The 14,357-nt window shown below is 59.0% G+C and carries 12 protein-coding genes; 8 read left to right on the forward strand and 4 right to left on the reverse strand.

The annotated features are described in order from the left end of the window. Positions 1-68 precede the first annotated feature (68 nt). Positions 69-698 carry an alpha-ketoglutarate-dependent dioxygenase AlkB family protein gene (locus tag C0039_RS13370; protein WP_075999405.1) on the forward strand — a complete coding sequence of 210 codons (630 nt, stop codon included), beginning with the start codon at positions 69-71 and terminating at the stop codon, positions 696-698. On the opposite strand, the gene nei is transcribed toward C0039_RS13370, so the two are convergent. Then, the gene (gene nei / locus C0039_RS13375) at positions 695-1,516 is read right to left on the reverse strand and encodes an endonuclease VIII (protein WP_101518339.1); all 822 of its coding nucleotides are present in this window, start codon (positions 1,514-1,516) and stop codon (positions 695-697) included. The genes C0039_RS13370 and nei overlap by 4 nt on opposite strands. 139 nt (positions 1,517-1,655) lie before the next feature. Between nei and C0039_RS13380 the strand changes: the two genes are divergently transcribed. From C0039_RS13380 to C0039_RS13410, 7 genes are all read left to right on the forward strand, one after another. Further along, positions 1,656-2,552 (forward strand): alpha/beta fold hydrolase, encoded by an 897-nt coding sequence (locus tag C0039_RS13380; RefSeq protein ID WP_243391616.1) that lies wholly within the window; start codon positions 1,656-1,658, stop codon positions 2,550-2,552. A gap of 216 nt (positions 2,553-2,768) precedes the next feature. After that, on the forward strand, positions 2,769-4,457 hold the full coding sequence (locus tag C0039_RS13385) for an ATP-binding protein (RefSeq protein ID WP_101518341.1): 1,689 nt from the start codon (positions 2,769-2,771) through the stop codon (positions 4,455-4,457). 96 nt (positions 4,458-4,553) lie between these two features. After that, a complete protein-coding gene (locus C0039_RS13390) occupies positions 4,554-4,913 on the forward strand; it encodes a DUF211 domain-containing protein (protein WP_207796448.1) in 360 nt (119 codons plus the stop codon). 6 nt (positions 4,914-4,919) lie between these two features. Beyond that, the gene (locus C0039_RS13395) at positions 4,920-5,501 is read left to right on the forward strand and encodes a hypothetical protein (RefSeq protein ID WP_101518342.1); all 582 of its coding nucleotides are present in this window, start codon (positions 4,920-4,922) and stop codon (positions 5,499-5,501) included. Between the two features lie 4 nt (positions 5,502-5,505). Continuing rightward, a complete protein-coding gene (locus C0039_RS13400; RefSeq protein WP_101518343.1) occupies positions 5,506-8,124 on the forward strand; it encodes a cation-translocating P-type ATPase in 2,619 nt (872 codons plus the stop codon). Further along, a complete protein-coding gene (locus C0039_RS13405; RefSeq protein WP_243391617.1) occupies positions 8,124-9,548 on the forward strand; it encodes an NfeD family protein in 1,425 nt (474 codons plus the stop codon). The genes C0039_RS13400 and C0039_RS13405 overlap by 1 nt, the downstream gene beginning before the upstream one ends. Further along, positions 9,548-10,303: a slipin family protein gene (locus tag C0039_RS13410; protein WP_101518344.1), complete on the forward strand. Its 756-nt coding sequence runs from the start codon at positions 9,548-9,550 to the stop codon at positions 10,301-10,303. The genes C0039_RS13405 and C0039_RS13410 overlap by 1 nt, the downstream gene beginning before the upstream one ends. Before the next feature lie 42 nt (positions 10,304-10,345). Here the strand turns inward: C0039_RS13410 and C0039_RS13415 are convergent, their stop codons facing one another. From C0039_RS13415 to C0039_RS13425, 3 genes are all read right to left on the reverse strand, one after another. After that, positions 10,346-11,647 carry a DUF6498-containing protein gene (locus tag C0039_RS13415; RefSeq protein ID WP_101518345.1) on the reverse strand — a complete coding sequence of 434 codons (1,302 nt, stop codon included), beginning with the start codon at positions 11,645-11,647 and terminating at the stop codon, positions 10,346-10,348. 32 nt (positions 11,648-11,679) lie between these two features. Further along, complete coding sequence (locus C0039_RS13420; RefSeq protein WP_075999400.1) at positions 11,680-11,898, reverse strand: amphi-Trp domain-containing protein; 219 nt, start codon at positions 11,896-11,898, stop codon at positions 11,680-11,682. Between the two features lie 187 nt (positions 11,899-12,085). Next, positions 12,086-14,260 carry an O-linked N-acetylglucosamine transferase, SPINDLY family protein gene (locus tag C0039_RS13425; protein ID WP_101518346.1) on the reverse strand — a complete coding sequence of 725 codons (2,175 nt, stop codon included), beginning with the start codon at positions 14,258-14,260 and terminating at the stop codon, positions 12,086-12,088. Between the last annotated feature and the right edge of the window lie 97 nt (positions 14,261-14,357).

The raw sequence follows: 14,357 nt of genomic DNA on the forward strand, positions 1-14,357 counted from the left end.
AATCAAATCAGCGCTTTTCCTGTGCTCGTCACAGAACGGCTCGCCTTTATTGCAGGGGCAGAGCGGGAGTGACACAGCTATCCCTTTATCCTGACGCTGGAGTGGAGGCGCTCTCCCTGCCCGGCGCCGATCTCACCTTACTGCGGCGACCTGACCTGGGGGTGTCCGCTTCCGAGCTGTTGGCCGGCTTGCTGGCTGATACCCCATGGCGCCAGGAAACCATCACCCTGTTTGGTAAAACGCATCTGCAGCCACGCCTGCTGGCCTGGTATGGCGAAGCGGATGCGCAATACCGCTATTCGGGCAAGACTTACCAGCCGTTGCCCTTTACCAAACGCCTGGAAACCCTGCGTAAGCGGATGGCGTCCCTGGCCGGCGCCCCGTTCAACAGTGTGCTGCTGAACTACTACCGCAACCAGCGCGACTCCATGGGCCTGCATGCCGATGATGAGCCCGAATTGGGGCGGGAACCGGTTATTGCATCGCTCAGTCTTGGGGAGGAGCGGGTGCTGTATTTTCGACCCAAGCATGACCGCGAGCTGGGGGCGCTGGACCTCACCTTGCCCAGCGGTAGTGTGCTGCTGATGCGCGGTGCGACACAGGATAATTGGAAGCACGGTGTACGCAAGCTGACCCGCTCCTGTGGGCCGCGACTGAACCTCACCTTTCGCTACGTTCAGGCCAGGCCAGGGCACTAGGCGTTCTGGCAGACCGAGCAGTAGTACAAACCCCTGCTATTGGCCTCACTGCGCCGGATGATCCCCCCACAGTGGTAGCAGGGCTGGTCGGTACGACCATAGGCATAGAATCGGCGCTGTTCCCGCTTCAGCGATGTCCTGGCCAGCCGCTTTGCCAGCCGGGGATTGAGGGTAATGCCGCCGGTGTCGTAACTGCGACGACTGATGGTCAGGGTGCTGCGGGCCAGTCTGCCCAGTTCGCCACGGGTCAACTGTGCGGGTTTGCATCGGGGGTCAATGCGAGCGTCATGCAGAATTTCTGAGCGCAGGTAATTGCCGTTGCCCGCCAGGAAGGCCTGGTCAAGATAGAGAGCGGCGAGTTCGCGGCGACTGAAGCGCGGCGACTGCAGGCGCTCCATTACCTCGCGCCAGATTAGTGCGGTATTCATAATATCGGGGCCGATCTTCGCCAGAAAGGGGTGTTGGGACAACTCGCCAGTGGGCATCACGCTGATGTCGGAGGCGCTGTAGAGAATGGCGCTGTGGCTCGCGGTTTGCAATAACACGCGCATAGAGCGAGTGGTTTTCGGCAGTTTATGGCCGTCTACCACTCGCCACAATCCGTAGAGTTGATTGTGGGAATACATGCTGTAGCCGTGGTCGAAGTGCGTCAGCATGGCCTTGCCCCGCGTCTCTACGTCAACGACCCGGTGGCCGCGCAAAAGTTTGGCATAGCGCCGCAGCCTGGGCAGGCCAAAGCGTACCTGGGTGATATCTTCATCCACCAGTACTTCGGCTATCTGGTCGGCCGCGCGCCTGATTTCTGGTCCTTCCGGCATGGTCTGGATTCCCGCTGTGATTGTGTCTTGATACGTGGCTGCGGGCGGATCCGCTCACTGCCAGCCTGTCTGGCCAGGTTGACCGCGTGTACCGCGCATGGACTACACTGGCGCATTAAGCAACAGGAGTAAACAGACGGTGCGTATAGAAGACTGGGAGGCGCGCGGCAAGCGTGCAACGCTATGCGGTCACGATATTTTCTTCATCGACGAACCCGCCCGGGGGGACTCGTGGGGCACGATATTACTGATTCACGGTTTTCCGTCGGCCAGCTGGGACTGGTGGAAGATCTGGCCCAATCTCAATCGTCACTACCGCCTGGTGGCCATGGATATGTTGGGCTTCGGATTCAGTGCCAAACCCAGCCCTCACGACTATCGCATCATGGAGCAGGCCGATATCTGCGAGGCTCTCGTTGGACATCTTGAGCTTGACGAATTTCACGTGCTGGCCCATGACTACGGCGATACGGTGGCACAGGAAATGCTTGCCCGCCAGAATGCGGGCGCGGGTATAGGCCGCTGGCGCTCCTGCCTGTTTCTCAACGGAGGGCTCTTTCCGGAAACACACCAGGCATTGCTGGTGCAGCGACTGTTGCTCGGGCCGCTGGGCTTTCTCGTCCGTCACGCATTCAGTCGTGCGAGCATGCGCAAGTCTTTCGACCGTGTCTTTGGCCCGGATACGCCGGCCAGCGATGAAGAGATGGATGCCCTGTGGCAGTTGTTCACATTGAATGACGGGCAGCGCAACCTGCACCGACTGATCCATTATATGAGTGACCGGCGCAGCAACAGGCAGCGCTGGCTGGATGCCCTTTGTGAAGCCTGTTGTCCGATTGGCCTGATCAACGGCAGCGTCGACCCGGTGTCAGGCGAACATATGGTCCAACGGTTCGAGCAACTGGTGGGGCGGGAGCATTTCATTAGCCGCCTGCCCAACATCGGCCACTACCCGCAGCTGGAGGCGCCCGACGATGTTCTGGCCGCCTACCGAGGGTTTCTGGTGAGCAGTGGGGAGCCCACCGAGCCAGCGTAAGCATGCAGACCTCTTTTCCGGGTGTTCACCGATTAAAGCAGTCCTTGTGCCTACGAATGGCGGAAAACCAGGTTTTTGCATTGATATTGCCCCCTGGACATGGCCTGACTGGGAATTCGAGCTTTCAGGAAATGTAATAAAAGGCCAGTTTTTGCTGTACCTGACCCCACTCGATCCCCTATTTTTTAATTCATTAGCAATAGTGAGGGATTGGACATGCTTGAATCAGTCAGCGCCACGGGAACCGGCAGCGAGCAGCAAGCCGGGGAACTTCTCCGGGTTGGACTCTTGGTAGAGGTCACCGGGGAGAGCTTCACAGCCAGGCTGGACCCGCGCAAGGATACAGTGGCGGCGATGGAGAGAGGCGCTGATCAGCACATGCCCCCGGGGCAGGTAGGCTCGTATCTCAAGATCGCCAATGGCAATAGCTTTGTATTGGTCATGGTGGAGCGCAGTTATCACGCCGCGGACAAGCAGGGCCGGGCGGTGAACATGGTCCACCTCACGCCGCTGGGAGAACTCGACGCCGAAGGGCAGTTCCAGCGCGGCGTGTCCAGCTACCCGATGTCCGGTGCCCGCATTTACACGGTCAACCCGGAAAGCCTGGAGCGGATCTTTGCCGGTTATGGAGATGCCGATTTCAGGGTCGGTCGCCTGGCATCGTTTGATTCCATTGGCGTACATCTTGATGCGTCGTCATTCTTCGGCCGACACGCGGCTATACTGGGACAATCCGGTGCAGGTAAGTCCTGGACAGTCACCAGCCTGATCCAGTCTACCCTCACGGCCATGCCTGAGGCGCACATCATTCTGCTGGATATGCATGGCGAGTACAGCGACAAGGAAGTGGACGGTATTGTCTCGCGTTCACCTTTCCACGCAGCGGGCAAGGTCCGCAGTTTCAAAGCCGAGGAACTGGAGTTTCCCTATTGGCTACTTTCGTTTTCCGAGTTGTGCGACCTGCTGATCAACCCGGAGGACGACCACGCATCCATACAGATATCCGCCATGCGCACCGCGCTGATCAAGCTCCGTAAGGAGGTGAACGAGCATCTCAACCTGGGTCATATCACGGTAGACTCGCCCTTGTATTACTCCCTTGAGGACCTCAATCACGCCCTCAAGGAGGCTAACAGGGCGACAACGGATTTCGGTAAGGAAAAACTTGCAACATTTGGTAAGTTTGACCAGGTACTGGTGCGGCTGAGCAGTTTGCTCAACGACAACCGTTACGATTTTTTGATGCGTCCCAAGCAGCGCACCTCGTCTGAATCGCTCACCGGGTTGATGAAGGACCTGGTTGGACTGGGCACTCCCCGTGCCAGCGTCAGTGTTATTGACCTCAGCGCTGTGCCCTATGACGTGGTGCCGTTGGTGGCGGCACAGATTGGTCGTCTTACCTATGAGTTCAATTTCTGGAATCCGCGCTGCCGGGACTTCCCGTTGTTCCTGATCTGTGAAGAGGCCCACGAGTACATCCCGCGGGAGGATATCCCCCGCTTCCGTGAGGCACGTCGGACCATGGAGCGAATCTCCAAGAATGGACGAAAGTATGGCGTAGGTCTCTGCGTTGTTAGCCAGCGCCCTCACGACGTCTCGGAAACTGTGCTTGCGCAGTGCAGTTCATTCATCTGCCTGAGAATATCCAACCCCGATGATCAAGAGTACGTGCGCTCCATGGTGCCCGATGCCGCGCGCGGTACATTCTCGGCACTGACGTCGCTGTCCAAGGGCGAAGCAGTTGCCCTGGGTGAGGCTGTGCCCATGCCGGTACGCTTCCGCGTGGATCTCCCTGATCCTCCCCCCAATTCCACCGATATCGACTATTCCGGGAAGTGGCGCTCCGTGGGTGAAGAGATCGACGTCGAAAAGCTGGTGAATAACTGGCACACTCAGGAACGCTAGCCGTTTCACAAACGGGCGCCCCCGGTGCCCGTGGTTTTCGCTGCAGCAACGCTCCCGTGCGGGTGGTTCGCACCCTTGCTGCCATCGGTTGTGCCTATGACCGAGATCAAGCGTTGCGGTCTTTGCGCTTTATCGAGCAGCTATGGCTACTTTATGATGGACCACCTGTCTCCTGGAGGAGCCGCGATGGTTACCGTCAAACGCCTTGTTCTGGATGTACTGAAGCCTCATCAGCCCGGTGCGCTGTATTTCTGTCAGCACATTGCCCGCCTTGGTGATGATTACCAGGTCTGCCTGTCGGTAGAAGAGGTGGATGAAAACACCCAGACACTGCAGTTGGAAATACGCGGTGCGTCCATAGTCCTGGAGTCTATTGAGAAGGCTATCGCCGAAATGGGTGCCTCCCTGCACAGTATCGACCTGGTGGAGGTGCACAATGAGGCCGATAAACCCTGATTGCTGATGAGTCCTCTCAGGCGTATCAATCGCTTACTGAGCGTATCCGATTCCCACGGCATTCTGCGCCGCTACCTGGTGGTCAATGGCTTTGACGGCGCATTGGCCATGCTCGGGCTTATTATTGGTTTTCTGGTCAGCGAGCCCGCGGAGTTGGACATGGTTACCAACGCCTGCCTGGCAACCGCTATAGCCCTCGGTATGAGCGGGGTCAGCAGTGCCTACGTCAGTGAAGTGGCGGAGCGCAAACGTGAGTTAGGCAGGCTGGAGGACTCCATGATCTCCGATCTGGGTGAGTCTGCCCACGGACGGGCGGCGCGCTGGGTACCGGTGCTGGTCGCAGTGGTAAACGGCGGCGCGCCCTTAGTGATTTCCCTGCTGATTATCCTGCCGCTGTGGTTGGTACAGGCCGGTTTTTCCCTGCCTGTTGCGCCACTCTACCTGGCAGGCGCTGTCGCCGGGTTGATGATCTGTGTGTTGGGAATGTTACTTGGGCGCATCGCCGATGTGTCCTGGGTTCGTAGCGGCCTGCAGACCCTGCTGGTCGCCGCGGTCACGGTAGCGTTGATCTACCTGCTCACGGGATAAGTAAATGACGCCTTTTGTCTGGTACAGCAGTGAAGTCGGTGCCGCACTGAAGCAACTGCAGGTGGATGCATCCGGGCTGAGCAGCACTGAGGCAGGCCAGCGTCTGGCACAATATGGCGCCAACGCGCTACCCGAGAAGCGTCGCCGGACGCTGCTGGCGCTGTTCTTATCCCAGTTCCGTGATTTCATGATTATGGTCCTGCTCGCTGCGGCGGTCATCTCGGGCGTGGTTGGTGAGCCCGAAGACACCATTGCCATCCTGGTTATCGTCATACTCAATGCGATTGTCGGCTCGGTGCAGGAGCGTCGTGCAGAGAACGCCATTGCCGCCCTGCATAAAATGACGGCACCCTCGGCACGGGTGCTGCGCGATGGCCAGGTCACTACACTGGAAGCGACCGAACTGGTTCCCGGCGATGTGGTCCTGCTGGAGGCGGGGTCGATAGTGCCTGCAGACCTGCGCCTGCTGGAGGTTGAGGAGCTGCTTACAGATGAATCGGCACTCACCGGCGAGTCGGTAGCATCGCGCAAGCAGGCCGAGGCGGTAGAGGGGGCGGGGCTGCCGCCGGCAGATCAGGCCAGCATGGCTTTCAGGGGTTGCCTGGTGACCAGTGGCAGTGGCACCGGCCTGGTGGTGGCGACTGCCCAGGATACCGAGATGGGTCGTATCGCCGAGTTGTTGAGCAGCGAACCCAAGGTGAAAACACCGCTGCAGCAGCGCTTGGCCCGCTTCGGCCGCTACCTGGCTCTGGCTGTGCTGGGTATTTGCGCCATCGTGTTTACTGCCGGCCTGTTGCAGGGACAACCCACGCTGCTGATGTTTCTCACGGCAGTCAGCCTGGCGGTGGCGGCGATTCCGGAAGCCATGCCGGCGGTGATTACCGTGTCGCTCGCTCTGGGCGCGCGCAAACTGACTCGCCATCGCGCACTGATCCGCAACCTGCCCGCGGTAGAGACGCTGGGCTCAGTCACCTGTATCTGTGCCGACAAAACCGGGACATTGACGCGCAACCGGATGACCGTGGAAGCGTTCTATTGCGATGGGCAGCGACTGGCGGAACTGCAACAGGAAGGTGTTGCGACGGAATTGGGGCAGGCTATAGCGCTGAACAACGACGTGTTGCAGGAGGCGGGTGAGCCGGTCGGTGAGCCGACGGAGCTGGCTCTGTTTATTGCTGCTCAACAGGCGGGCTTTGACAAGGATAGTCTCAGTGTCGGCTGTCCTCGGCTGGGTGCACTCCCGTTCGACAGCGAGCGCAAGCGCATGTCCACTCTGCACGGTCTTGGCGACGCTGTCGTGGCTTATGTCAAGGGCGCGCCGGAGCAAGTGATCCCATTGTGCACAGGCTTTTATGGCGAGGGTGCTGCCCCGGCTATCGATCAACAGGCCTTGCTGGCTGAGGCGGATTCATTGGCGGCAGAAGGTTATCGCGTGTTGGCTTTCGCCCGACGTGAACTGGGGTCGCTGCCGGCTGAGCCGTCGCCGGAAGAAGTGGAACAGCAGCTGGATTTCCTGGGCCTGGTTGCACTGATTGATCCGCCTCGCGACGAGGTACCACAGGCCGTCGCCGACTGCCTCACGGCAGGCATCAAGCCGATGATGATCACTGGCGACCACCCGGGTACCGCCCTGGCGATAGCCCGGCGTTTAGGTATCGTTGAAGATGGTGGCGAGGCCGTTAGCGGTGAGCAGCTGGCAGCGGCAGACGACGAGGCGCTACAGCAGATAGTGGGTACCGCACGCGTGTTTGCCCGGGTGACGCCAGAGCAGAAACTACGAATAGTCAAGGCTCTGCAGCAGCGTGGCGAGTTCGTGGCCATGACCGGGGACGGGGTCAATGATGCGCCCGCCCTGAAACGCGCCAATATCGGTATTGCCATGGGCCAGAAGGGTACCGACGTGGCCCGCGAAGCAGCGGACATGGTGCTACTGGACGATAACTTTGCCACTATCGTCAGTGCGGTGCGCGAGGGTCGTTCTATCTTCGACAACATCCGCAAGTTCATCAAAGACACCATGAGTTCCAACTCGGGTGAGATCTGGACTTTGCTGCTGGCACCCTTCATGGGATTGCCGATCCCCCTGCTGCCTATCCATATATTGTGGATAAACCTGGTCACCGATGGCCTGCCGGGTCTGGCATTCAGTGCCGAACCGGCGGAACCCGGGATTATGCGTCGTCCGCCGCGCCCGCCGCAGGAGAACATTTTTGCCCATGGCATGTGGCAGCATATTATCTGGGTGGGGCTCTACATTGCCGGCATCTCAATCGCCGCCATGGCGTGGGCCATCGATCGCGAGGCGGCGTATTGGCAGACGGTGGTATTCACGGTACTCACTGTGTCCCAGTTGTTTCACTCCATAGCGGTGCGTGCGGAAACGGCCTCGCTGTTGCGTATAGGGCTATTCAGCAATCCTCCGATGCTGCTTGCTGTGAGTATCACCCTGTTGTTGCAGTTGGCGGTTATCTATCTGCCCGCCCTCAATAGTGTGTTTCACACCCAGCCGCTGCCCGTCCTTGACCTGCTCGCTTGCCTGGCGCTGTCTTCCACGGTATTGGTGGTAGTGGAGGTGGAGAAGTATCTGGTGCGCCGCCGCCTGATCTACCAGGGCAACGGCTGATGATATTCACCTGTTTACCTGCAGATCGGTTTAGCGCAGCGCAGGTAGACACCGCTGGCCTGTCCTATACTGTCAGTATGAAGGGCAAACTCTACGACATGTTCATTAAGATCCTTTTTCTCGCTGTGTTTTGCCTGGGCACCAGCGCAAGTTACGCGGATGCCTGGTTGGTAGAGGTGGACGGAGCGGTGGGCCCGGCGACGGCTGACCACATGGTACGTGGCCTGGCGAAGGCGCAGGACGCGGGTGCTGAGCTGGTGGTGCTGCGTATCGACACGCCCGGGGGGCTGGACAGCGCCATGCGTGACATGATCAAGGCCGTGCTGGCGTCCCCCATTCCTGTGCTCGGTTATGTCGCGCCCAGTGGTGCCCATGCAGCCAGCGCCGGCACCTATCTACTGTATGCCACCCATGTCGCCGCCATGGCACCGGGTACCAATCTGGGTGCGGCCACGCCGGTGCAAATCAGTGGGCCAGACCTGGGCCGTGGGCCTTCCCCCGGGGAGGAGGGTGCAGCTCCTCCCGGGCCTTCCGCAATGGAGAAGAAAGTCGTTAACGATGCGGTGGCCTACATCCAGAGCCTGGCGCAATTGCGCGGCCGCAACGCTGAGTGGGCGGAACGCGCCGTGCGAGAAGGCGCCAGCCTGTCAGCTGAGGATGCTCTCGAGTTGGGGGTGGTGGACCTGCTTGCCGAGTCGGCTGACGACTTGCTGGAACTGGCGGACGGGCGGCAAGTGAGCGTCAACGGGGTGGAGCAAACCGTCAACAGTGCCGAGCTGGCGCTTTATCACCACCAGATTGACTGGCGAAGCGAGTTTCTCGCGGTCATTACCGATCCAAACGTGGCCTACATCCTGATGCTTGTAGGTATCTACGGCCTGATCATTGAATTCTACAACCCGGGAATCGGCCTGCCCGGCGTGTTGGGAGCCCTGTGTCTGTTGCTGGCACTCTATGCTTTCCAGGTTCTGCCAGTGAGCTATGCAGGACTGGCACTGATCCTGCTGGGTGTCGGCCTGATGACGGCGGAGGCCTTTGCACCCAGCTTCGGCATACTTGGCCTGGGTGGACTGGCGGCCTTTGTCATCGGCTCGGTGATGCTGATGGACACAGAGTTGCCTGCCTACCGTATTGCGTTTCCTGTTATCGCCGCGTTCGCGGTATTCAGCGCTGCCCTGTGCTCTATCGCGCTGGGCCTGATACTCAAGGCCCGGCGCCAGGTCAGCGTGAGCGGTGTAGAGCACCTGCTCGGTCAACTGGCGGTTGTTGAAAAAGTCACACCCGAGGGCACCTGGGTGCGACTCGACGGTGAGCTGTGGAACGCTGAAAGCGCACAGTCCCTGGCGGAGCAAGATGAGGTAACCGTAGATGCGCTGGATGGACTGGTACTGACGGTGAGCCCGAGCAAAAAGGAGAAGAGCTGATGTTCGAAATGGAGTTTTTCGGCGGTGTATTGCTGCTACTGGCGGTTGGGCTTCTGTTGTCCATGTTCCGGGTGCTGCGGGAGTACGAACGCGGCGTGATTTTTATGCTGGGCAGGTTCTACAAGGTAAAAGGCCCGGGTCTGATCATCATTGTCCCGGTACTGCAGCAGATCGTGAAAGTGGATTTACGCACCATCGTGATGGACGTGCCTACGCAGGATGTAATCTCCCGTGACAACGTCTCGGTGCAGGTCAACGCGGTGATCTACTTTCGTGTGCTGGACCCGGAGAAGGCGATCATCCAGGTGGAAAACTACCTGGAAGCGACCAGCCAGCTCTCCCAGACCACGTTGCGTTCGGTGCTGGGCCAACACGAACTGGACGACATGTTGGCAGAACGTGAACAGCTCAATGTGCACATCCAGAATATTCTCGACAAGCAGACCGCAGCCTGGGGTATCAAAGTCGCGAATGTAGAGCTGAAACATGTCGACCTAAATGAGACCATGGTGCGGGCGATTGCCAAGCAGGCAGAGGCGGAGCGGGAACGTCGCGCCAAGGTCATTCACGCCGTGGGTGAGGCCGAAGCTGCAGAGAAGCTCGCAGAGGCCGCCAAGGTACTGGCACACCAGGACCAGGCCATCCAGCTGCGCTACCTGCAGACGCTGGTGGAAATCGCCGGCGACAAAAGTAACACCATTGTATTCCCCTTGCCTGTAGATCTTGCCGCCAAGCTGAGCAACAACTCAGACTAGCCGCTGCCCGTCCGCAAGAACGGAACTCCGGGCGTTCATTGATTAGTCTGCAGGTGCTTTTGCAGTCGCCAGGCTGGTGTCGGCTTTGCTGTTGGCGTCGCGCTGTTTGAGGTGCGCACGCAGGTCAACCACTGTTTTGAGTAGGATAACCGCCATGATCACCGGTGCTGCCTCGCCCAGCATCATGCTCAGCGCGCCGCCGAAAATGATAACCATGTGCATGAAGATGATGCGGCTGTAGGGCTCTGACATTTGCTGGCGCATCGTGCGCTGCAAGTATTCCCGACGGCCGATGAAATTGTGAAAGAAGGAAAAACCGTGGCTGATAAACAGGGCGAGCAGCGCTGGCCAAAGGCCCAGGAACAGCACAGCGACGTCCTTCACACTGGCGTCCATTGACCCCCCGTTGCCGGTATCCTGCAAAAACAGGGCGTGCAGGAAGAGAAAGTGTATGGCCATGAAACCGCCGAAGTGGCCAAGGAAAAAAATGGCTGCGCCGGGAGCCATCCACCTGCCGATGACCGTGATCTTGCATATGTTGAAAAAGCCGATGACCGCGCTTTCGGCCCAGTACAGCAACATGAGTAAACCCAGGTCCCAGTTCCAGAAAACGGCGCCGAACAGGGGGACGATGTTCGCGGCAATCAGCATCAGGCTGGAGGGCGAGGCGAGGCTCAAGGGCGTGCTTGCATCCGCCGGTGCCACGGGCAATGGCTCCAGAGTTGCAGCTGGATTGACGGTCAGTTCCGCCTGGGAGGCTTCCCCCTGGCGCAGGGTAACGCCGGCGAAAGTTTCAATACGCTCAGCAATGGCAGCCAGGCTTTCTGCCGGAAGGTTAATGCCAAACGCCGCCTGGCTGGGGCCATAGTCAAACACCGCATGATTGCCGCGCCATGAACGGGCCTTTTTGGCTGCCGGCATTTCGGTACGCAGGTTGCGGATGCTGGTGGCACGGTAGCGCATGCGCAACCCCAGCCAGGGCAGGCCCAGTTCTATGGCCAGTTCCCCGGGTCTTGCGCGGAGTGACTCACGTCCAAACAGCAGCATCAGCAGCAGAGCCGTCATCGTCAGCGGTGCCAGTGACCAGCCCAGCAGCCAGAAGGTAAGAAACAAGGCAGTGATCAGGTTGAACAGGCTGTCTGCCTGCTGCCACAGCTCGCTGGCCTGGCGGAACGTAATAACGGCTGGAATGGCAAAGACAAGGTCGAACACTGCCAGCGCAATGATCGCGCCCCAGTGTCGCGGTAGGGCAAAGGTTTCCTCGTAAGGGTAGCTATCCCCCCGCCCGCGCCAGTGGAGAGCGATATCAGGTCGTATCCCTTTGCCGCCATTTTTGCCGAGCATGGGCCTGGCCTCCGCGGTTGAAGTTGCCCTGGCTACCAGTTCAGTTCGATTTCCAGGCTGGTCTCATCGCTCTCGATCTCCAGTTCCACTTCCAGCTCTACCGCGTCGGGGACTTTTACGTGCAGGCCCTTACCCTCCCGGGTGAACTGCAGTTCATTGTGACGTTCCAGCGAGTCAGCTATGCGGTGTAGCACCTTCGCAGCCTCTTCACGGGAAAGTGTGCGTTTCTCTTTTATCTCCAGAATATCCATAATCCTGCGCCTTTAGTTGCTGTGGTTGTGAGAAGGTATCATCGTTGCAAAGGGAATGGCATGGCAAACTATTGAGCCAGCTCACTTGTTGTCAGTATTCTCCTGGCCCGTCTTCGACCAGCAGCCAGCCTGCTTTGTCCGTTTCGAGGTGCCATTGCAGCTGGCATTGGTCGACCGTTGGCCGATGTCATTGGCTGGACCGGTTTTGAGTAACTTCAATGGCTCCTGGTTCCTGTTGCTGGAAATAGCCATCGTAGACCTGCTGGTAGGCTGACTCCAGATGACGGGTGAAGCGCGCGCTGTCAAACAGCGGTGAGTCCAGGCGCGTATCGACAAGGCGGTTGCGCAGCCGGGCCAGTGCTGCGGTGTCGCGGGCCAGCTCCAGCGCCAGTCGCTCATACTCAACTTCGGTGTCAGTGACCAGCTCGGGCAGGCCAGCGGCGTAGAGCAGGCTGGCGGCGACCCGAGCCGGCATGCCTTCACCAGGCTTTGTCAGTACGGGTAAGCCCGCCCACAGCGCATCGCTGGCAGTGGTGTGAGCATTGCAACTGAATGTGTCGAGGAACAGGTCGGCCAGACGGTGCCTTGCCAGGTGGTGCTCCTGGGGACATTTGCCAGCGAACACTATTCGATGCGCATCAACCTGGCGCTTCTGTGCCTCAAGTGCCAGGTTCTGCCTGGCCTGTTCGCCGCAATCGAGTAACCAGAGTACGCTCCCTTCTATCGCCTGCAGTAGTCTCATCCAGATGTCGAACTCGCGGGGTGTTATCTTGTAGCTGCTGTTGAAGCAGCAAAAGACAAAGCCTTCTTCAGGCAGGCCGACATCACTGCGGGACAACGACTCCCCGGCAATTGCCCGCGTGCTGTCGTTAACCTGGTAACTGTTCGGAAGATAGATGATGCGTTCGGTGTAATATTGCTGTTTTTCTGCAGGGATGAGCGTCTTGTCCGCCACCAGGTAGTCCATGGCAGGCATGCCCATCGTACCTGGATAGCCAAGATAACTGATCTGTACAGGCGCGGCACGAAACGCAAAAATGCCCGGCCGTGAGCCCTGTGTGTATCCTTTCAGATCTATGGCAATGTCTATCTCAAGGGATCTGGCAAGCAAGGCGATGGCCTTGTCGCCAAGATGGCGTACCTCGTGGTAATGGGCCACCGCTTCCTGCAGGCGGTGACTCATAGTGTCGTCCCCCGAAGGGCCAAAAGAAAACGCGTGTACGTCGAAGCGGCTGGAATCATGCAGCTCAAAAAGTTCCGCCATCAGGAACATCGTTGCGTGATCGTGAAAATCGGCGGAGAAATAACCGATCTTTAGCCGCGCTGGTTTTGCCGAGGGTCTGGCTATGGGCGGTAACTCGGCGATATGCGCAAAACTCTGTTGGCAATAGCGTAGTGCGCGTTGGTACTGACGTTGCAGGTTGTCATCGCGCACGAGCATTACGAAGGGACCAATGGCCTCGCCGGTCATTCCCAGCTCGTGTGTCGTTGCTTCTGCTGATTCCACCGCGCTCCAGTCGCAAGCCAGCGACATCAGGTGCAGCACTTTTGCCTGCGCATCGCTGAACCCGGGGCGCAGGCGCAGCGCGTTGCGGTAGCTGGTAATTGCCTCCTTGTGGCGCCCCAGATAATTGAATGCGTGGCCCAGGTTGCAGTGTGCCTCGGCATTTTCAGGTGCCAGCCTGGTGGATCTGGCAAAGCACTCGGCTGCCTCGTCGAAGTGCCCGACAATCTGGTAGATGTTTCCCAGGTTGTTATGGATGACCGCATTGTCGGGTTGCAGACCCGCTGCCCGGAGATAACAGTCAATGGCCTGGGCATAGTCGCCAGTTTCCCTGAGTGCACCGGCCAGGCCCGAGAGTGCTGTAGCGTTCGTCGGTTGCAGCTTGAGTACACCGGCGAATTGGTCGCGCGCTTTCTCATGCATACCTAACTGCTGCCAGGCAACGCCCATATTGAGTCGCACTTCGACGTAGTCGGGATTTAATCCAAGAGCCGCGCGATAGCTCGCGATAGCCGCCTCGGGTTGACCCAGTGCAGAGTGCAGTACGCCAACAAAGTTGTGAATCATTGGATCTGTGGGGAATCGGGAGGCCAACTGTGAGCCTGCCGCCAGGGCCTCATTCAGGCTTCCCGCGCGGTAGAGGTTGACCGCATTGGACATGAGGCTGGATGGTACTTGTGCCGATGCAGGTTGCGCCTGCTTGTTTTGTGTCCCCAGTGCCCGCAGGCCGCTGATCGCTTTTCTATTCTGCGGGAAGCGCTCGAGAATCGCCCGGTACAGTTGTGCGGCCGCTTGTGGATCGCCGGCTTTGGCAAGGCCTCTGGCTTTGCGTAAGGTTTTTTCTACATTGAGTGTCATGGGGGAAGTGGGCTGACCGTGACCTGAATCTGCTGCAACCTTACTAAAATTGATGTATTTCGCAAAGCGGCCGGACACCGGCAGGCCCCGGCAGCGG

The organism is Pseudohalioglobus lutimaris, from assembly GCF_002866825.1.
Lineage (GTDB): Bacteria > Pseudomonadota > Gammaproteobacteria > Pseudomonadales > Halieaceae > Halioglobus > Halioglobus lutimaris.